The organism is Acinetobacter sp. ANC 5414, from assembly GCF_013004295.1.
GTDB lineage: Bacteria > Pseudomonadota > Gammaproteobacteria > Pseudomonadales > Moraxellaceae > Acinetobacter.
Genome location: NZ_JABERM010000025.1, coordinates 123,362 through 141,759 on the forward strand (window position 1 = coordinate 123,362; position 18,398 = coordinate 141,759).

At 41.0% G+C, this 18,398-nt stretch carries 17 protein-coding genes; 10 read left to right on the forward strand and 7 right to left on the reverse strand.

All coding sequences use genetic code 11. The features are described 5' to 3' along the window. Positions 1-31 precede the first annotated feature (31 nt). Positions 32-754 (forward strand): tRNA (N6-threonylcarbamoyladenosine(37)-N6)-methyltransferase TrmO, encoded by a 723-nt coding sequence (gene tsaA, locus HLH18_RS11665; RefSeq protein ID WP_171546959.1) that lies wholly within the window; start codon positions 32-34, stop codon positions 752-754. Here tsaA and HLH18_RS11670 read toward each other — a convergent pair. Next, entirely contained in the window at positions 751-2,019 is a 1,269-nt protein-coding gene (locus HLH18_RS11670; protein ID WP_214647333.1) for a DUF4010 domain-containing protein, read from the reverse strand. The two genes, tsaA and HLH18_RS11670, sit on opposite strands and share 4 nt — an antisense overlap. 242 nt (positions 2,020-2,261) lie before the next feature. Between HLH18_RS11670 and tfpB the strand changes: the two genes are divergently transcribed. The 4 genes from tfpB to HLH18_RS11690 all read left to right on the forward strand — a co-directional run bounded on the left by tfpB (position 2,262) and on the right by HLH18_RS11690 (position 6,646). Beyond that, positions 2,262-4,019, forward strand: a complete 1,758-nt coding sequence (tfpB, locus tag HLH18_RS11675; protein WP_171546960.1) for a type IV pilus assembly ATPase TfpB — start codon at positions 2,262-2,264, stop codon at positions 4,017-4,019. A 96-nt stretch (positions 4,020-4,115) separates the two neighbouring features. Then, positions 4,116-4,478 (forward strand): NirD/YgiW/YdeI family stress tolerance protein, encoded by a 363-nt coding sequence (locus HLH18_RS11680; protein ID WP_131286750.1) that lies wholly within the window; start codon positions 4,116-4,118, stop codon positions 4,476-4,478. 163 nt (positions 4,479-4,641) lie between these two features. Then, entirely contained in the window at positions 4,642-5,301 is a 660-nt protein-coding gene (locus HLH18_RS11685; protein ID WP_171546961.1) for a response regulator transcription factor, read from the forward strand. 1 nt (position 5,302) lies between these two features. Further along, the gene (locus tag HLH18_RS11690; RefSeq protein ID WP_171546962.1) at positions 5,303-6,646 is read left to right on the forward strand and encodes a sensor histidine kinase; all 1,344 of its coding nucleotides are present in this window, start codon (positions 5,303-5,305) and stop codon (positions 6,644-6,646) included. Between the two features lie 84 nt (positions 6,647-6,730). Here HLH18_RS11690 and hemP read toward each other — a convergent pair whose 3' ends face one another. Then, entirely contained in the window at positions 6,731-6,901 is a 171-nt protein-coding gene (hemP, locus tag HLH18_RS11695; RefSeq protein ID WP_171546963.1) for a hemin uptake protein HemP, read from the reverse strand. A gap of 139 nt (positions 6,902-7,040) precedes the next feature. Between hemP and HLH18_RS11700 the strand changes: the two genes are divergently transcribed. Further along, the gene (locus tag HLH18_RS11700; protein ID WP_171546964.1) at positions 7,041-7,940 is read left to right on the forward strand and encodes an NUDIX domain-containing protein; all 900 of its coding nucleotides are present in this window, start codon (positions 7,041-7,043) and stop codon (positions 7,938-7,940) included. 75 nt (positions 7,941-8,015) lie between these two features. On the opposite strand, the gene HLH18_RS11705 is transcribed toward HLH18_RS11700, so the two are convergent. Both HLH18_RS11705 and mrcB read right to left on the reverse strand, forming a co-directional pair. After that, entirely contained in the window at positions 8,016-8,564 is a 549-nt protein-coding gene (locus tag HLH18_RS11705; RefSeq protein WP_214647339.1) for a tetratricopeptide repeat protein, read from the reverse strand. Positions 8,565-8,597: 33 nt separating this feature from the next. After that, positions 8,598-10,994, reverse strand: coding sequence for a penicillin-binding protein 1B (gene mrcB, locus HLH18_RS11710; RefSeq protein ID WP_171546966.1), 2,397 nt, complete (start codon positions 10,992-10,994; stop codon positions 8,598-8,600). Between the two features lie 414 nt (positions 10,995-11,408). Between mrcB and HLH18_RS11715 the strand changes: the two genes are divergently transcribed. Both HLH18_RS11715 and HLH18_RS11720 read left to right on the forward strand, forming a co-directional pair. Continuing rightward, on the forward strand, positions 11,409-12,350 hold the full coding sequence (locus tag HLH18_RS11715; protein WP_171529322.1) for an NAD(+) kinase: 942 nt from the start codon (positions 11,409-11,411) through the stop codon (positions 12,348-12,350). Between the two features lie 3 nt (positions 12,351-12,353). After that, entirely contained in the window at positions 12,354-12,626 is a 273-nt protein-coding gene (locus tag HLH18_RS11720) for a YeaC family protein (RefSeq protein ID WP_171546967.1), read from the forward strand. 251 nt (positions 12,627-12,877) lie between these two features. On the opposite strand, the gene HLH18_RS11725 is transcribed toward HLH18_RS11720, so the two are convergent. Continuing rightward, a complete protein-coding gene (locus HLH18_RS11725; RefSeq protein WP_171546968.1) occupies positions 12,878-13,879 on the reverse strand; it encodes a glycosyl transferase family protein in 1,002 nt (333 codons plus the stop codon). A 425-nt stretch (positions 13,880-14,304) separates the two neighbouring features. Here HLH18_RS11725 and HLH18_RS11730 point away from each other — a divergent pair, with 425 nt between their 5' ends. Next, a complete protein-coding gene (locus HLH18_RS11730) occupies positions 14,305-15,648 on the forward strand; it encodes a dicarboxylate/amino acid:cation symporter (protein WP_171546969.1) in 1,344 nt (447 codons plus the stop codon). 149 nt (positions 15,649-15,797) lie between these two features. Next, positions 15,798-16,940, forward strand: coding sequence for an acyl-CoA dehydrogenase family protein (locus HLH18_RS11735; protein ID WP_171546970.1), 1,143 nt, complete (start codon positions 15,798-15,800; stop codon positions 16,938-16,940). A gap of 34 nt (positions 16,941-16,974) precedes the next feature. Here the strand turns inward: HLH18_RS11735 and HLH18_RS11740 are convergent, their stop codons facing one another. Both HLH18_RS11740 and HLH18_RS16060 read right to left on the reverse strand, forming a co-directional pair. Continuing rightward, the gene (locus HLH18_RS11740) at positions 16,975-17,493 is read right to left on the reverse strand and encodes a type 1 glutamine amidotransferase domain-containing protein (protein WP_171546971.1); all 519 of its coding nucleotides are present in this window, start codon (positions 17,491-17,493) and stop codon (positions 16,975-16,977) included. Positions 17,494-17,649: 156 nt separating this feature from the next. Next, the gene (locus HLH18_RS16060; protein ID WP_350643204.1) at positions 17,650-17,946 is read right to left on the reverse strand and encodes an AMP-binding enzyme; all 297 of its coding nucleotides are present in this window, start codon (positions 17,944-17,946) and stop codon (positions 17,650-17,652) included. Between the last annotated feature and the right edge of the window lie 452 nt (positions 17,947-18,398).

An 18,398-nucleotide genomic window follows, 5' to 3' on the forward strand; every position in this document is an offset into this window, starting at 1 on the left:
TATTTAATTGACCTTATCAGAAAAAGTGATTATGACTGAGCTTAAAGTGCCAATAATCGGGTATATGAATTCTCCCTATCGTGAAAAATTTGGCATCCCAAGACAACCGAATCTGGTTCAGGTCGAATCGTATATTGAAATGCTAGAACCTTATAATGATTTACTTGCATTTGAAGGGATCAATGAATTCAGTCATTTGTGGTTGATCTGGCAGTTCCATGACAATAAGAATCAACAAGATAATCCAAAATTTCGCCCACAAGTCCGTCCACCGCGTTTAGGTGGAAACAAGAAAATAGGCGTGTTTGCGACACGTAGCATGTACCGTCCTGCACCCATGGGTTTGTCTGTGGTTCAACTCAAAGAAGTGAAAAAAGTCGGTAAGTCGGTTCGGGTTTATGTCACAGGCAGTGATCTTCTAGATGGCACACCCATTATAGATATCAAGCCTTATATTCAATATTCAGATGCAGTGCTGGATGCTGAGAGTGGTTATGCACAGGATGAACCTGAACGAATGGCTGTTATTTGGACAGACAGTGCAGAGCAACAAAAGCAGGATTTAATGAAACGTCAAAAGTTAAACGAACAGCTTGTGAACGAGTTAGAACAGGTTTTATCGCTTGATCCAAGACCGGCTTATCAAAATGATCCTGAGCGGATTTATAAAATGAATTTTGCCGATTTTGATGTGAGCTTTTTAGTAGGATTGGATCACATTACGGTGGTAGCACTGCTTCCGCTCTCAGCTTAATTCTGTACCATCCACCAGAGCACAGCAATTAAAACGGCCATATGCAGAATTTGTACCGGTACAAAATAAAGTGCAAATTTTAATCCACCACTGATGGCTGCATTAATGGATTTAGAAACCGCATGAGCGCCCAAACCGAGCATCATTGCATACAGTAAGCTGGTATTTGTGGGTTCACCTTGGATAACTACAGTGGCCGCAGCGGCATGAATTTCAAACAGTGAAGCCAAGAGTGTACCTGCAATTAAACCCGAATCACCGAGTAAAAGCTCTAAGCCATACACACCAGCCTGAATGACCGTTAACGTCCCGGCAATAATCGCTGCTTCTTTTAAGCTAAACATGGGACTATCTTCAGGTTCTATTTCTTCGACAGGTTCTGCTTTACGTAAAAGCCAGTAAGCGCAAAGCACTAAAATAGCAATGGCGATGAGCAAGGGAAATATCAGCAGCTTTAGCCAGACTAAAGAAACACCTCCTACAACAATCAATAATAGAACTAAAGTTGAAATACAGGACATCAGTGCTGCACCTGCATTTGATTGAGCATCGATTTCTCCATTGCGTACTTGCATGCCTAAATGCGCAATCGTTGCGGTACTGGATACAAATCCGGAGGCAATCGAAGAAAGAATGAGGGCTCTTTTGGTTGAAAGTAAGCGTTTAGCAATATGTGCCAATGCCTGCACGACCAGAATCAAAGTGAGCAGTTTTAAAATAATATGCGGGTTGAGCACTGCGCCCCATAACGGGGTATTTGGAGTAAGCGGCAGGCCAATTAAAATTAGTGCCAGTAAAAATAAACCATCTTTAAATTCTGCTTCGGTGATCCATTTTCCTGCAAAACCATGGATGGAATGTTTCATCATTAAAATAAAGGTCAGCACGACGGATAAGCTTGCAGCCAGTGTGACATTCCAAATACACAGTGCCCCAATGAAATAGGTCATCACGAATGCCAGTTCAGTGGTCACACCTGGATCTTTTAGCTGATTTTTAAGCGAAACAATGCTAATTGCACCGACACTAATTGCACCCACAACCCCAAAAACAGGTCCAAAGATAAAGCATAGCGCACCGAGTAATGCACAGATCACAAATGAGCGAACCCCTGCAAAACTATGCTGATTTTCACGTTGCTTACTCCGTTCACGTTCTAAACCAATCAGCAAACCACAGCCTAATGCTGCTGCCATAATCATCAGCAGTTCTTGAAATGATGTGCTTTGCAGTGACAGATTAAGCGTATTATTCACAGGGTTCATCCAATCGCCGGAGTATGGAAAAGTATGCTGCGTAATTAATCAGCATCTTTGGCATTATTCGCTATAAATGAATGAAAGTAAAAGCGTAATCGCTGCCAAAAAAAGTTATAGTTTTTATTTGAATGACCGATGAGAAAGGAATCAGTTTTCGGAAATGGCAGCGCTACTGTTTTTCTAAACGTGATTTACGTCAGAAGAAATTTAGTTTGCTATAGTGTGTTTATGGTTTGGGGCTTAGAACAATGAATTTTAATTTTGAAATGGACACGTCTTGGTGTCTGGAACAACTACAAAAAGATGGACGTATTACCGAGCGCAATAAGCTACTGATACAAACTACACACCGCCAACGAGAGCAGCTGAAATGGCATCCATTGCAGTGGATTGCACATTTTAATTTGGTCGATCTATCCCATCCGCAATCCACATTGACCTTAAACCGTTTGTGTCAGTGGATTGCAGAAAAAGCCAAGATCCCTTTTTATATTATTGATCCTTTAAAAGCTGATGTCGGTGCTTTGACCAATATCATGTCGCAAGAATTTGCTGTGCGTAATAAAATTTTGGCGGTTGAAATACAGGCGGATAAAGTCCTGATTGCTACCGATCAACCTTTTAAAACTGAATGGGTGGCCAATCTTGAACATACGATTGCACCTAGAAAAATTCAGCGTGTACTATTAAGTCCCGATCAATTACAGCGTTATCTGGTCGAGTATTATCAAGTCAGTCGTGCGGTCAATTCATCGCAAAAATCCAGTGCTTATGATCGTGATAACAAAGGGGTCGAAGCACTTTTACAACTGGGCGATACGCAAAACCCGGATGCCAATGATCAGCATATTGTAAAGTTGGTGGATTGGGTTTTACAGTTTGCCTTTGAACAAGGCGCAAGTGATATTCATCTCGAGCCGCGTAAAGACACCGGTAAGGTGCGTTTTAGAATTGATGGGGTGTTGCATACCATTTATAAAATGCCGGCCAATACGCTAACAGCGGTAATCTCGCGGATTAAAATTTTAGGTCGCATGAATGTTGCAGAAAAGCGTAAACCGCAAGATGGACGATTAAAAACCCGAACCCCAAAAGGACAAGAAACCGAGTTGCGTTTATCGACTTTGCCGACGGCTTTTGGCGAAAAGTTGGTGATGCGTATTTTTGATCCGGAAGTGTTGGTACGCAGTTTTCAGCAGCTGGGTTTTGAAGGTGGCTTACTGAATGACTGGCAGGCTTTAACTGCACATAGTCACGGCATTATTCTGGTGACTGGCCCAACCGGTTCGGGGAAAACCACGACTCTTTATTCTTCGCTTAAACAGCTGGCTACAGAAGAAGTGAATGTCTGTACTATTGAAGATCCCATCGAAATGCTTGAACCAAGCTTTAACCAGATGCAGGTGAATCAGGGGATTGACTTGGGTTTTGCCGATGGCGTGCGCGCTTTAATGCGTCAGGACCCTGACATTATTATGGTCGGAGAGATTCGTGACCACGATACCGCGAATATGGCGATTCAAGCTGCATTAACCGGTCACTTGGTGTTATCGACCTTGCATACCAATGATGCACCTTCAAGTCTGACCCGTTTACATGATTTAGGGGTGCAGCCATTTTTAACCGCAGCGACCATTTTGGGCGTACTTGCACAGCGTTTGGTCCGTAAATTGTGTCCGCATTGTAAAACAGAAACCTTTATCAATGAGCAAGAGTGGAAGCATTTGACTTACGACTTTACGATCGAGATGCCAAACTTTGTGTTTCAAGCGGTGGGTTGTGAAGCGTGTCGACATACAGGCTATAAAGGGCGTGTCGGAATCTATGAATTTATGCCTTTAAGTTTAGAGACTAAACAACTGATTAGTGCCAATGCCAATTTAAATGAATTGCGTCAACAGGCGAAGAAAGAGGATGTTGAACCGCTGCGTATTGCGGGGGCACGTAAAGTTCTGGATGGACTGACCACTTTGGAAGAAGTGTTGCGGGTTGTGCCGTTGAATTAAGCGATTTTAAAAAAGAAACAATCTTAAGATTCACCTCATCTGGATTTGTTTTAATCACTTCATCGAAATGATGAACAAAAAGATGAGGGCTTCAACATGAACATGATCTCTAAAGCAGCTTTAATTACTGGTTTGATTGGTGCAACGACATTTGCCATCGCAAATACTGCCGTGAATCAAGCTGCCATTGCGCCACAAAAGACCACTACGGTTAAACAGGCCTTAACTTTAAAAGATGATAGCAAAGTACAGCTTAAAGGTTATGTGGTGAAAGCGGTCGGTGATGAAAAATATCAATTTCGTGATAATACGGGTACGATTACGGTCGAGATTGATGACGAGTTATGGCAGGGTAAACCTGTGAATGCCAAAACACCTGTGACCATCACCGGTGAAGTCGACATTGATTACAAACCTGCGAAACGTGTTGAAATTGATGTAGATGCGGTTAAATTCTAAGTTGGTCGATCAATTGAAATAAAGCTATAAGGAGGAAGTTTCCTATCTCCTTTTATATTTCACTTAAAACCACATGAGTCATTCATGTGGTTTTTTTGAATCCAGCGACTTTTAAAGCATGCTATCTTAAAAGTAGAAAATGCCTCATACATGAGAACAACACATGCGAATCTTACTGGCAGAAGATGATGCTTCCCAAGCAGAAAGCATCAAAACATGGTTAGAAATGGATGGTTATAATGTTGATTGGGTCGAGCGTGGCGATCATGCCATTTTAGCGATTGAACAGCATCAGTATGATTGTGTCTTGCTCGATCGTGGGCTACCCAAAGCCACTGGGGACGAGATTCTTAAAACGTTACGAGCACAGCAGCAAGCAACACCTGTGATTTTTATTACGGCGCGGGACAGTATTCATGACCGGGTTGAAGGTCTGGATTTGGGCGCCAATGATTATCTGGTCAAGCCGTTTAGTCTGGAAGAGCTTTCTGCGCGTGTGCGTTCGCAATTACGACAACATCAAAGCAGTGCAGATCAATATTTGCGTTATGCGAATCTGGTTTTGGACCCGCAAGCCAAAACCCTGATTCAAGATGGCCGGAATGTAAATTTAACTGCCAAGGAATTTCAGATTTTGCATAAACTGATGCAGAAACCTGAATATGTGATGACCCGTGAGCAACTGGAAGAATCACTTTACGCGTGGGGCGATGAAATAGAAAGTAATGCCATAGAAGTATTTATTTATCAATTACGTAAGAAAATAGGCAGCCAGTATATTAAAACCATTCGGGGTTTGGGCTATCGCATGAGTCATGATTAATATGTCACACGCCGTGTCTCTACAAAGCAAACTGATCAAGACATCATTACTCAGTTCAATGGTGGCAGGTGTACTGGCATTGCTGCTTTTTATGGGGATTTCCCTGTATCAGACCATGCGAGTGCAAGATCAGCTCATGGATGAAATTGCCGACATGCTGTTGATTTCGGACGTGACTGGAACATCCGGACAACAGGTGGATGAACTGAGCGATGAATTTGACATTCAATACCAACTCAAAGATCAGCAAAAGGTGCTGAGCGAATCAGAAAATTTCCATTTGGACCATTTGTCTTCAACGTTCAAAAATAATTTCGATGAAGGTTATGATCTGATTTGGCACGATCAGCAGTTGTGGCGTATCTACACCACGGAAAATCCTGAACTGAATACGTCGGTTCTGGTATTGCAGCCGATAGGAGAGCGCTTTAAGGATCTGGCTCAAAATGTCATGGGCTATGGCCTGATTTTAATCTTGCTCTGGTTCATCCAGTGGCTGATTTTACATTTTGCGGTGAAACGTCAATTCAAAGTGATTCATCAATTGTCCAAAGAAATTTCGGCTAAAAGTGCCGATAATCTCGCCCCGATTCAGCAGCAAACACCCGAGTTAAAAGAATTACAACCGATGGTTTGGCAATTGAATCAATTGTTACAGCGGCTTGAACAATCTCTGGTGGCAGAACAGCGTTTTACTGCGGATGCTTCACATGAATTACGTTCGCCGTTATCTGCCATTCAAATGCGTTTACAGGTGCTGAAACGGAAATATCCAGACCTGGCGCAGGACTTGGTCAGCATCCAAAACGATGTCAGTCGTGGCACACAGGTGTTAGAAAACCTGCTGTTACTTGCACGTTTAGATCCGACCAATACCACTCAATTGCCTAAAACTGAGATTGATTTGCAGCTTGTAGTCTTGGATGTCATTCAAGCCTTGCAACCGTTTGCTGCTGAGAAAAATATTCAGATCCAGACTCAGCTTTCGCCTCATCTTTCTATTTTGGCTAATGAAAAACTCATTTTCAGTTGTATTCGGAACCTGATTGATAATGCGATTCGCTATGCCGGGCAGAATGGACATGTATTTATTGATCTACAACAGAAACATCAGCAGGTAAAGATTACGATTGAAGATGATGGGCAAGGTGTGACAGATGAAGTGTTGCAACGACTTGGCGAGCGCTTTTATCGCGCTTTAGGAACCAAAACTCAAGGTTCTGGTTTAGGGCTTTCGATCTGTCAAAAAATTATGGAGTTGCATGCAGGTGAAATTCATTTTTCTCAATCTGCGCATGGTGGATTAAAGGTCGAGCTGCAATTTCCACTCAATCTTCATCGCTAAAAAGCAGTATGTTTGCGCACATACTGCTAGTTTCCACGAATATTATTATTGGCTTGTTACTATTTTATTTGGTTAGAATCAGTTTTATTTGGTCAGAATGAGTCGATTCTTACGGGTTAAACGTAAACGATATTCTTCTCCGGCATGCATGATTCGAATTTCTCGACCGAGGGAAAACAGGTTGTTCGAATGCAACATCGGTAGTGAGTGGGCTAGATCATTATTACGTGTAAACAGGCTAAATGGTGCGTTCATTCCTTCGACTCCGTGGTATATAGTGAATGTTTTAAATGATAATCATTATCGAATAGGCCTGTCAATGCATTATTTAAGATTTTATAAAAAACTTAAATTTGCTTACACTCTGTAATATTTTCACGCAAAGGAGTACGGCATGTCGAAACCTACGATTCACGTTGCAATTGCAATATTATTGCATCAGGACAAGGTACTTGTAGGATGGCGTGAAGCAAAACAGCATCAGGGAAATAAACATGAATTTCCAGGCGGCAAGGTTGAACAAGGGGAAAGTCCTTTAGCAGCCTGTCGCCGTGAAACTTATGAAGAAGTTGGAATAGGTTTACAGGACTGGCATGCTTTTGATGTGATTCGGCATGAATATGACGATGTGATTGTGAATTTGCATTTATTTCATGCCATCGTACCGAGCGCTTTATTGAATGAAATTCAACAGCCTTGGACATGGTACAGCCGTGATGAATTGCTCAGTTTAAATTTTCCCAAAGCCAATCAGGCCATGATCAAGCGCTTGCATTGGGCACATCAGATTAAAATTTCAGATCGGTTAGATACGTTAAACCAATTAAAACTGGATCAGCTGATGTATTGGCGTGTTGAGGGGACTCAAGCCCAGATCATTGAAATTTCCGGCTTAAGTGTTGAGCAATTGTCCAAGCTGATCGTGAATATTGATCTTTACCAACAGCTCAATTCAATTCAACAACAGGCCATTTCAGCCATCCATTTAAAACAGTCGCAAGTCATGTCTTTAATGCAAGGCGATTTAATCATGGGCAAACGCTATATCGCGGCTTGTCATGATCTGGTCTCAATGAAACAGGCACAGAAAATTGGTTGTGATGCCATTTTATTGAGTCCAGTGTTGGCTACAGAAACGCATCCAGAGGCCCGGGCACTGGGATGGGAACAGTTTAAGAACTTGGCTGTTCAAGTCGAAATTCCTGTTTTTGCCTTGGGTGGCATGCAAGCCGGTGATTTGATGACGGCTCAGGAGAAGGGGGCTTATGGGATTGCAGGGATTCGATTTTTATAAAACATAAAATTTATAAAATATAGAATAAAAGGATGTATTAAGCTCTGAATTATTCAGCTCGATACATCCAGAATTTTATAAGGCTTTCAGTGCTTTTTGCGCTTGTTGAATGGTTTTTTGATCTTTTTGCTGTTGTGCAGCTTTTAAAATGACCAACCACAGTTGCTTTTTCATGGCATTGCTTTGTGCATAACTCAGTCCACGTTGTGCTAAAGCTTCCGCATTTGCAGGTTTATTTTTTTTATTGGCCACCAAAGCCAAATACAAAAAAGTCTCGGCAGATTGTGGTGCCAAGCGCTGTGCCTGCAGTGCAGCAGCCTCTGCCTGATTCCATTGCCCTTGTTTATATGCAAGCTGGGTTTTTTGCATGAGTTTTTTAAATGCAGGAAGTTCACGACCATCATCAAATTGCTGCGTACTTCTTTGTTCAGGAACGACTACCTGCATTTTTTTACGTTGAATTTCTTCGCGCTCATAAGGGCTAATGACCACACCAGAAGGCGTTTTAATTTCCTTCTTTTCAGAAGGTACAGCTTTCACCGGTTCCTTGGTCTCAGGGGCTGGCAGGCTTTGACAGCCCACCAAACCGATTAAGCCTAAACCGATCAGCGCTTGCTTATACATGTTGAATCGAACATTCATTATGAAGTTTCACCACTAATTATCATAGCTACCGCTTGAAATGACCTGACTATTATTGGAAGAGTCACGCGGCATTTCAGTTTCACTTTCACGAATATAGTTTTCGATACTATCGTTTTCTGCAGGTGCAGCCTGATTGCTTTCGGTGTCAGAATTGTAACCCGGCTCTACTTGATAATGCGGTAAACCACATGCTGTGGCTTGGCGTGGTACATTATTGCGTAGTAATGGAATATACATTGCACCTTCACAACCTTGGGCAGACAAATGGCCAGTTGTGCGGTCAATCCATTGCCATTGTACATTTTCAGTTTGGCGTAAGTTCACCGGTTTTTGGCGCAGTTGCTTCATGACATTGGTCCAAACAGGAAGGGCACCTGACGAACCGGTTAAACCGGTAACTTTATTGTCATCCAGACCTAACCACACCACACTTAGGTAATTACCCGAATAACCCGCAAACCATGAGTCACGCGTATCATTGGTGGTTCCCGATTTCCCCGCCAGTTTTAAACTGGTGGGTAACGCGCTATAAGCCGAACGACCTGTACCTGAACTCATCACTTGTTGTAAGCCATAATTCAAAATATATGCGGCAGAAGGGTCAATGGTTTTTTGAACGGTCAGACCATAACGATCCAGTAAACGTCCGTTTGCATCCACTACAGAACGAATTGATTTGATTGGGTATTTAAATCCGCCTGTTGCAAAGTTGCTATAAATGCTCATCACTTCCATAGGCGACATATCAACTGCACCGAGGAAAATAGAAGGATAAGTCGGAATATCTGAAGTCACGCCAAATTTTTTCAGGTGATTACTGAAAGTGGAAAGCCCAAATTCCTGACCTAAACGCACTGCTGCAAGGTTATAGGAATTTGCCAATGCTTCTGCCATTGGCACAACCCCATGATCACCGCCGCTATAATTTTTAGGTGTCCAGGTTTTTCCTTCACTGACAATATTCATTGCGCTATCTTCAATTGGGCTTGCCCAGTTGTAACGTCCCGATTCAATCGCACTTAAATAAATCACCGGTTTAAGTAAAGAACCCACTTGACGTTTGGCGTCTAAAGCACGGTTAAAACCGGTAAAGTCTTGTGTGGAACCGACTGCTGCAACCAGTTCACCATTTTCAGGATGCGAAATTAAAACTGCACCTTGCAAATCTTTTAAACGTTTGGGATTCGCATTGGCTAAACTGGAAACTGAAGCTTTAAAGGCCTCTTGGACTTTGGTTTGTGCAATCGGATCAAGTGTTGTGAAAATTCTTAAACCTTGGTTGGTCAAATCACCTTCTTGATATTCAGTACGTAGCTGTCGACGCACAATATCCAGAAAATCGGGGAAGCGGGCAGGACCCAAAGTTGGTTTTGCAATGACATTGAGGGGGCGTGCCACTTCTTGCTCAAACTGTTCCTGAGTCAGATAGCCCATCACCAGCATATTGTTTAAAACAATATCGCGACGTCTTTTTGCACCTTCTGGATTTCTCCATGGATTGAAGAGTGTTGGTCCTTGAACCAAACCGACCAAATAGGCTTGTTGAGCGGTATTCAATTCACTCAGCGGTAAACCAAAATAAAACTGTGAAGCCAGACCATAACCATTAATAGAATAGTTACCATTTTGACCCAGATTCACTTCATTTAAATAAGCTTCTAGAATTTCATCTTTATCATAATGAAGCTCAATTAACAGCGCCATCAAGGCTTCATTGACTTTACGTTTTAAGGTTTTTTCTGGACTTAAATAAAAGTTTTTAACCAATTGCTGGGTCAGGGTTGAACCACCTTGACGTTTGCCACCAGTGATATTACTGACTAAAGCACGTGCTGTACCGCGGACTGAAACCCCATGGTGATGATAGAAGTTACGGTCTTCTGTAGCAATGAGTGCTTCAATTAAAGGTTTAGGGACTTTATCGAGTTTAATCAGCACACGGTCTTCATTGTGTTGTGGGTAAATACCGCCAATCAATAAAGGTTCTAAACGAGCGATACCGGTAGATGAAGGTTTGGTCGCACTGACTTCACCCACTTGATCATTGTTAAAGGTGACTTTTAACACCTGTTCAGGTTCTGCACTATCGCCAAAGTCGAAACCCCGTGTATGCACATACAGTGCATCACCTGAGGTAACGTAACTTCCCGATTTGGTATAGCTATCAGAATTTTTATAGCCAAGTAATTTCAGCTCTTGAGTAAAGTCTGTTTGATTAACCGGGGCATTGGTATAGATTTCCAAAGGACGAGCAAATACTTTCGCCGGAATATCCCAACGTTGTCCTTCAAATTTATTCCGCACAATATTGTCCATTCGGATTAAATAAGCGCTAAAAGCCAAGAAAGCACCAATGACTAATATTGAAAAAATAAGCGCTAGTAAACCGATACCACGTTCAGACTTCATCAATTATTATAAGATCCTGATTAATTGTGCTAATCATGCGAAGCTTTTCACTTATTTGCAATAATTAATCTGTGAATGAAGATGAAATATTGCGATAAAAAGCCAAGAATATTTGTAATGAGTTATTGATTTTATAAAAGATGTTGTTTTTACAGCTTAGTCTCTTTTTGGAGATGTTGGGTTGATTTTAGAGCACATTTATAGACATGAGGTATTGAGCGGCATTATAGATCTCAAGATGCTGCTTATAAAATGTGATCTTTAGCATAAAAAATCAATATTATTTAAATATGCACAGATGTTTGTTGTAGTGAGTATATGGATGGGATGCAAATCGTTGTTTAGTAAATCATTCATCTATAGAGAGTGCTACATGAAACTTTAAAGTTTTTTAAAATGAATAGGGTTAATGCTATGATAGGCAGGAATCGTAGCGGAGCGATGACTCAGGTGCAAATTTCACATAAAACTTTTCGAAACATCGGATTAATAGGGCGTCCAGATAAATCCTCCGTTGTTGAAACTTTAAGTCTCATTCATGACCATCTTTTAAGTTTAGGGCTTCATCCTGTTTTTGATTCTCAAACAGCAGAGCTGGTTCCTTATCCCAATACGCAAACCGTCAGTCGTGCTTTACTGGGTGAAGTGGTTGATTTGGTGATTGTGGTCGGTGGCGATGGCTCTTTATTGCATGCAGCACGCGCATTGGTAAAACATAATACGCCTGTGATTGGCGTGAACCGTGGTCGTTTGGGCTTTTTAACTGATATTAAGCCGACCGAAGTTATATTCAAGCTTGATCAGGTGCTCAAAGGTCAGTTTCAGTTGGATCGCCGTTTCTTGCTGGAAATGGAAATTCGTTCCAAAGGTGAAAGTATTTATGATGCCATTGCGCTGAATGATGTGGTTTTACATTCGGGCAGGTCGGTTCATATGATTGACTTCGAGCTGAATATTGATGGTCAATATGTCTATCGTCAGCATAGTGATGGTCTAATTGTCTCTACACCGACCGGTTCTACGGCATATGCTTTATCGGGTGGTGGACCGATTGTCCATCCAAGTATGGATGCGATTTCTTTAGTGCCGATGCATCCACATACCTTGTCTTCACGTCCTATTGTGGTCGGTGGGCAAAGTGAAATTAAGATTATGATTCGTGAAAATCGCGTGTTGCCAATGGTCAGTGCTGATGGTCAACATAGCGTTTCACTTAGTGTTGGTGATAGTTTACATATCCGTAAACATCCATTTAAATTGAATTTACTTCATCCACCAGGGTATGACTTCTATATGGCATGCCGTACCAAGCTTGGTTGGAATCAAGATTTTGACTCTTTACAACAGCAGGATTAAATGATGAATATTGAACAAATGCTGGCCGTACTCGATCCTGAAATTGTTGCGCGTTTAAAGACAGCAGTGGAAATTGGTAAATGGCCAAATGGCGTAGCGCTCACCAAAGAGCAGCGTCAAACCTGTATGCAGGCAGTGTATGCTTGGGAAATGAAAAATTTGCCTGAAACTGAACGTAGTGGCTATATTGACCGCGGTACCAAAGAAGAAGATGAACATTGCGATTCTCATGACCCGCAGCAAGACGAAGAATTCAAGCCGATTCGTTTCGTTTAATGATGGGTTGTTTTGAGTAGCTAAACTTTAAATTAAAGTTGATTATGGCTACGCGGAAAAGCCATTCGCAACTGTTCGAGGCAGGACTATATTAATATAGTCCTGCTTTTGCGAGAGAGATGACACTCGGTGGTATTTGCCGAGTTTTGCGAATGGTAAAAGTTTTGGTTACTTTTTTAAAAGTAACACAACGAGCTCCCAATATTCGATTATAAGCGGTAAGACTCCGCAGAGCCTGACCCTTTAGCCTATTAAATAATTTTTCGGTTTGCCCACAGTTCTTTGGCTTTTAGCATCGCCTCATCATAAGAAGCACAGGCTCCCATAGTATATAAAGCAATCCCCATGGTTTCAGTTACTGCAATTTCACCATATTCATGACTTTGCTTGCCTTCCCAAACCGCTTTAAAAACCGCTAAATCCAGTTCTTCCTCAATCGGGCTACGATTTTCAGTCAATTTGGGTAATTCATGCTCGTATAGTTCGCCATTTTTAATGCCACAAATTAAAGTTTTAGCATCGGGATTACGTTCAAATTCCCCACCTTCACCTTTAATCACAGCACTGTTTTTATAACCCAATTTAAAAGCCGCTTGTTGGTGTGAAGTTCGATAAGCAGGATGGAAGATCGCTTGCACCGTTGCTTTGGCATTGAATGGGTTAATCAAGCGGGTGAGGGTATGAATCGGTGAGCGTAAGCCCATCACGTTACGTAAGGCAATCAAGTCACTTAAGATGGGTGAAATCACTTCTAAAGGAATATAGGCAAAATTGCGTTGTTGTAATTGTTGATCCACATCTGTGTCATTTTGGCAAATAGCGTAACCTAGGTATTCTAATACCTGTTCAGTATAAAGACGGTTAATGGTATGACCCGATGCGCCATGCATGACAATTTTATAACCCTGTTGTGCCAAAGTCAGTGCTGCCAATAAAAACCATGGATAATGCTTACGTTTACCTGCATACGATGACCAATCTAAATCGACATCTAAGGTTTTAAAATTGAGTTGGTCACGGGTGGCTTGTACAAAACCGGCCAGTTCATCTACAGATTCTTCTTTAACACGTAATAGCATTAAGAAAGCACCCAGCTGAACATCCAGCACTTCATCTTTCAAGATCATGCTAAAGGCTTGATAGGCTTCATCATAACTGAGCGAACGTGCACCATTTTTTCCTTTACCTACAATACGGACATATTGCGCAAAAGGATGTTCACAATCTTTATAGATATTTCTTTTGGTTTGCATAAGGCTAGCTTTAATGGGCAAGTAAAATAAGTATGCGGATATTTTATAAAGTTGATAGAAATATTTCAGCTTAATTTCAACAAAACTTGATGGGTTAAGTTTAGACTAATGTCTAATAAGAAATAGGCGATTATTTAGTCTTATTAACAAATAAACGAGAATAAACGCTAAAAAATTAGGTAAAATTTAATCTATGGTAAATTTTCGTTGCATTTCAATCTCCTGATCTAACGATTTTGAATTTGGAAAAGTTCAGAATATCGTGATTTTTAATCACATTCATAATACGTATTATTGTTCAGTATTGAAGGAATTCAATGCCTTGGCGCTCTTTTGCTTGGCAAAAGGGTTTTGGGCTGTTTATTTGTTGAAAATAGACAAAAACTGAATATTTCTTATTTATAAATATATCGTGAAGTAATGTCATGGCTAAAAAACCAATTTATAAGTCACTCTATTTTCAAGTGATTGTTGCCATTATTGCGGGTATCCTCGTTGGTCATTTTTCGCCAAGTGGAACGCAAATAATCAATGGTGCAGAACAATATGTTCCAGGCTTAGGTGAACAACTTAAACCTTTAGGTGATGCTTTTATCCGTTTGATTAAAATGATCATCGCACCAGTAATCTTCTGTACAGTGGTCAGTGGTATTGCTGGTATGGAAAGCATGAAATCAGTGGGTAAAACTGGTGGTGTTGCTTTACTTTACTTTGAAATAGTTTCAACGATTGCCTTACTGATCGGTTTACTTGTAATTAATATTGCAAAACCGGGTGTAGGCATGAACATTGATCCTGCATCTTTAGATACCTCAGGTATTTCTAAATATGTGGAATCCGGTCAATCGCAATCGACCGTCGATTTCTTGATGAATATTATCCCGAATACGGTGGTGGGTGCATTTGCTGAAGGTGAAATTCTCCAAGTATTACTTTTCGCTATTCTGTTCGGTTTTGCGCTGCATAAACTTGGTGATGCCGGTAAACCAGTATTAAAACTGGTCGACCAAATTGCCCATGTATTCTTCAATATCGTAAACATGATTATGAAGTTGGCGCCGATCGGTGCGTTTGGTGCGATGGCATTTACCATTGGTAAATACGGTATTGGTTCACTGGCGCAGTTGGCACAGTTAATCATTTGTTTCTATATTACCTGTCTGCTGTTTATTTTCCTTGTTTTAGGCACGATTGCACGTATCACAGGCTTTAGCATCATGAAAATGATTCGCCTGATTCGTGAAGAGCTGTTGATTGTACTGGGTACATCATCTTCAGAATCAGTATTGCCACGTATGCTGAAGAAACTTGAACTTGCGGGTGCGGAAAAGTCAGTGGTGGGTCTGGTCATTCCAACAGGTTATTCATTTAACCTGGATGGTACGTCTATTTATCTGACCATGGCAGCAATCTTTATTGCCCAAGCAACCAATACACCGTTGGATATTGAACATCAAATTACATTACTTGTGGTGTTGTTGATTTCTTCTAAAGGTGCTGCGGGTGTAACAGGTTCTGGCTTTATTGTCATGGCTGCGACCTTGTCTGCGGTTGGACATATTCCGGTTGCAGGTCTGGCATTGATTCTCGGTATTGACCGTTTCATGTCAGAAGCACGTGCATTGACTAACTTGGTTGGTAACTCCTTGGCAACTTTGGTGGTTGCAAAATGGGTCGGTCAACTAGACAAAGACAAGCTTGATTATGCATTAGCAAATCCAGCTGAAATTGATAGCCTAATGGAAGAAGAAGTTAAGCCGCACGCTTAATTCTCTCTGACCTTAAAAAGGAGGCTTCGGCTTCCTTTTTTATTGACCCAAAAGTCATGAAATATGATGCCTATAGAACATGACAGATCTCTATAAAATGAATAGGATGGGAAAGGAATAAATACAACAACCAGATACAAGGACGCTATATGTTGGCTTATGATGCTGATTTAGAACTGTTTCGCGATAACTTTAAACGCTTTTTGAATGAGCATATTGCACCGCATTATGAACAGTGGGAGCAAGAAGGCATTATGCCGCGTTCGATCTGGAATGCATTGGGCGAAAATGGTTTCTTGTGTGTCGATGTACCTGAAGAGTATGGGGGTTATGGCGTTCCAACCCATTATTCACTCATGCTGGTTGAAGAGTCTGCGCGCGCAGGATTTAGTGCATTATCCACCGGTATTTCATGCCATTCTGAAATTGCAGCGCCGTATATTTTACATATTGGTAGTGAAGAGCAAAAGCAATATTGGTTGCCGAAAATGGTTTCTGGTGAAGTGGTAGGTGCCATTGGGATGACTGAACCGGGAGCGGGTTCAGATTTACAGGCTATGCGTACTAATGCGATTTTGCAGGATGATCACTACCTGTTAAATGGTTCAAAAACCTTTATTTCAAATGGTCAACATGCCGATTTGGTTGTGCTGGCAGCAAAAACTGATCCTCAAGCCCGTGCAAAAGGCGTGTCTTTATTGCTACTCGATACGCATTTAGAAGGCTTTAAAAAGGGCACCAACCTCAACAAAATTGGTTTGCATTCACAAGATACCTCTGAATTATTCTTCGATAATATCAAAGTACCGAAGGATCAGTTGTTGGGTCAGCCGGGTCAAGGCTTCGCCTATTTAATGCAAGAATTACCACGCGAACGTACTGCGATTGCTTCAACAGCCATTGGTGCGATTCGTGGTTCAATTGATGTCACGATTGCTTATGTAAAAGAACGTCAAGCTTTTGGTCAGCCGATTAGCCAATTTCAGAATACCCGCTTTGTTTTGGCACAAGCGAAAATTGATGAACTGGCAACAGCTGCGTTTTATAACCAGAATGTCGAACTGTATATGCAGGGTAAACTGGATGTAGAAACTGCTGCGGCACTAAAAAGTTTCAGTACAGATATGCAAATGAAAATTGCCGATAACTTATTACAACTGTTTGGCGGGTATGGCTATATGGCCGAATATCCAATTTCACGTTTCTTTGTGGATGCTCGCATTCAACGCATATACGGTGGTACCAATGAAATTATGAAAGAAATTGTGGCACGCAGCATATTGGGACGCTAATCCTGAAAATAAAAAAGAGCCATTAGGCTCTTTTTTATTGACTCAACGCCATCAGGCTTTCTTCAATAAAGGCGGGTAAATCGTCAGGTGAACGTGAAGATATATACAGATTATTATCATTCACGACTCCTACGTCGTAATACACGGCGCCCGCATTGATCAGATCAGTGGCGAAAGTTTTAAGCGTAGTCATTAATCGCCCTTTCACTACTTTTGCGCTGATCAGTAGCTGTGGATTGTGACAAATACTCATAATGGGCTTTTTTGCATTGGCAAATTTACGTATAAAATTGACAAAACGAGCATCACCACACAGACGGTCAGGGGAATGACCACCGGGAATGAGTAAGGCATCAAAATCATGCACTGAAACATCATCAATACTTTGGTCGATGGTCACTGCAGATTTACGCTTTTTACCGTAGACAATATTGCCTGCTCTATTTTCAATATTCAAAATACTATGACGTGCGGCACGAAAGGCCTGTACGGGTTCTGAGTATTCCAAATCTTCAAAATCATGAGTCACTAAAACGGCGATTCTTTTTGGCATTATTATTCTCTGAATTGCTTTATTAAAAAACTATAAATTAAACATTAAAGTTTTGTGATGGAGTTTAGTAAATGACTATTGCAAAATAAAAAGCCCCGAAAATAGGGCTTCAGGGCTAGGTTTTAGTGTTGTAATGAGTTGAGTCTAAGCGATATTTTATTGTTGTTCCCTTTGTCGAAGTTCAGCCCGTAGAATTTTTCTGACCGTTGAATTTGGTAACTCATTCAATATCTCAATGAATTTGGGGACTTTATAGGCAGTCAGGTTTTCTTTGCAGTGTTTTATTATGTGATCATTTGAAAGGTTTAGGTTACTGGACGTAATAAAGGCTTTGACCGATTCTCCAGTGTGTTCATCCGGTATGCTAATGACTGCAGCCTCAATGACATCAGGATGTGCTGCCAGAATAGCTTCAATTTCATTGGGATAAATATTAAAACCTGAAACAATCACCCTATCTTTTTACGATCTAGGATATAGCAAAAGTCATCTTGATCGACTTTGGCAATATCACCGGTATGTAACCAGCCATCAACATTTGATTTTTTATGTCAGTCCTGACATTGACCTTTTAACATCGAGTAAACAGGTATTTTTCACAATGATCAACTCTGCGCAATGAATCTGCTGCCATACAAAAAAAATCAATCGATAATCTTTGCGCAATAAGACCTGAAAAGTATGAACTTATTTGCAAATATCGATAAATTCATACCACTAAATGACATAAAATCGGCAGTGCTGATCCAGATTTAACGATCTACGCTTATAGCTCAATTTTGAGCAAATTGGCAAAAAGTCATCAATTTAAAATATTCATGGCAAAAACATGAGGAATAAAATTGCTGATTAAATCAACTGTATGTTTTTAAGACTGAATCAATCAAAGTCTTATTGCGTAACAT

Bases quoted from the DNA above. Each gene is read 5' to 3' on its own strand.
- tsaA (WP_171546959.1), top strand. From the start codon at position 32: ATGACTGAGCTTAAAGTGCCAATAATCGGGTATATGAATTCTCCCTAT.
- HLH18_RS11670 (WP_214647333.1), bottom strand. From the start codon at position 2,019: ATGAACCCTGTGAATAATACGCTTAATCTGTCACTGCAAAGCACATCA.
- tfpB (WP_171546960.1), top strand. From the start codon at position 2,262: ATGAATTTTAATTTTGAAATGGACACGTCTTGGTGTCTGGAACAACTA.
- HLH18_RS11680 (WP_131286750.1), top strand. From the start codon at position 4,116: ATGAACATGATCTCTAAAGCAGCTTTAATTACTGGTTTGATTGGTGCA.
- HLH18_RS11685 (WP_171546961.1), top strand. From the start codon at position 4,642: ATGCGAATCTTACTGGCAGAAGATGATGCTTCCCAAGCAGAAAGCATC.
- HLH18_RS11690 (WP_171546962.1), top strand. From the start codon at position 5,303: ATGTCACACGCCGTGTCTCTACAAAGCAAACTGATCAAGACATCATTA.
- hemP (WP_171546963.1), bottom strand. From the start codon at position 6,901: ATGAACGCACCATTTAGCCTGTTTACACGTAATAATGATCTAGCCCAC.
- HLH18_RS11700 (WP_171546964.1), top strand. From the start codon at position 7,041: ATGTCGAAACCTACGATTCACGTTGCAATTGCAATATTATTGCATCAG.
- HLH18_RS11705 (WP_214647339.1), bottom strand. From the start codon at position 8,564: ATGTATAAGCAAGCGCTGATCGGTTTAGGCTTAATCGGTTTGGTGGGC.
- mrcB (WP_171546966.1), bottom strand. From the start codon at position 10,994: ATGAAGTCTGAACGTGGTATCGGTTTACTAGCGCTTATTTTTTCAATA.
- HLH18_RS11715 (WP_171529322.1), top strand. From the start codon at position 11,409: ATGATAGGCAGGAATCGTAGCGGAGCGATGACTCAGGTGCAAATTTCA.
- HLH18_RS11720 (WP_171546967.1), top strand. From the start codon at position 12,354: ATGAATATTGAACAAATGCTGGCCGTACTCGATCCTGAAATTGTTGCG.
- HLH18_RS11725 (WP_171546968.1), bottom strand. From the start codon at position 13,879: ATGCAAACCAAAAGAAATATCTATAAAGATTGTGAACATCCTTTTGCG.
- HLH18_RS11730 (WP_171546969.1), top strand. From the start codon at position 14,305: ATGGCTAAAAAACCAATTTATAAGTCACTCTATTTTCAAGTGATTGTT.
- HLH18_RS11735 (WP_171546970.1), top strand. From the start codon at position 15,798: ATGTTGGCTTATGATGCTGATTTAGAACTGTTTCGCGATAACTTTAAA.
- HLH18_RS11740 (WP_171546971.1), bottom strand. From the start codon at position 17,493: ATGCCAAAAAGAATCGCCGTTTTAGTGACTCATGATTTTGAAGATTTG.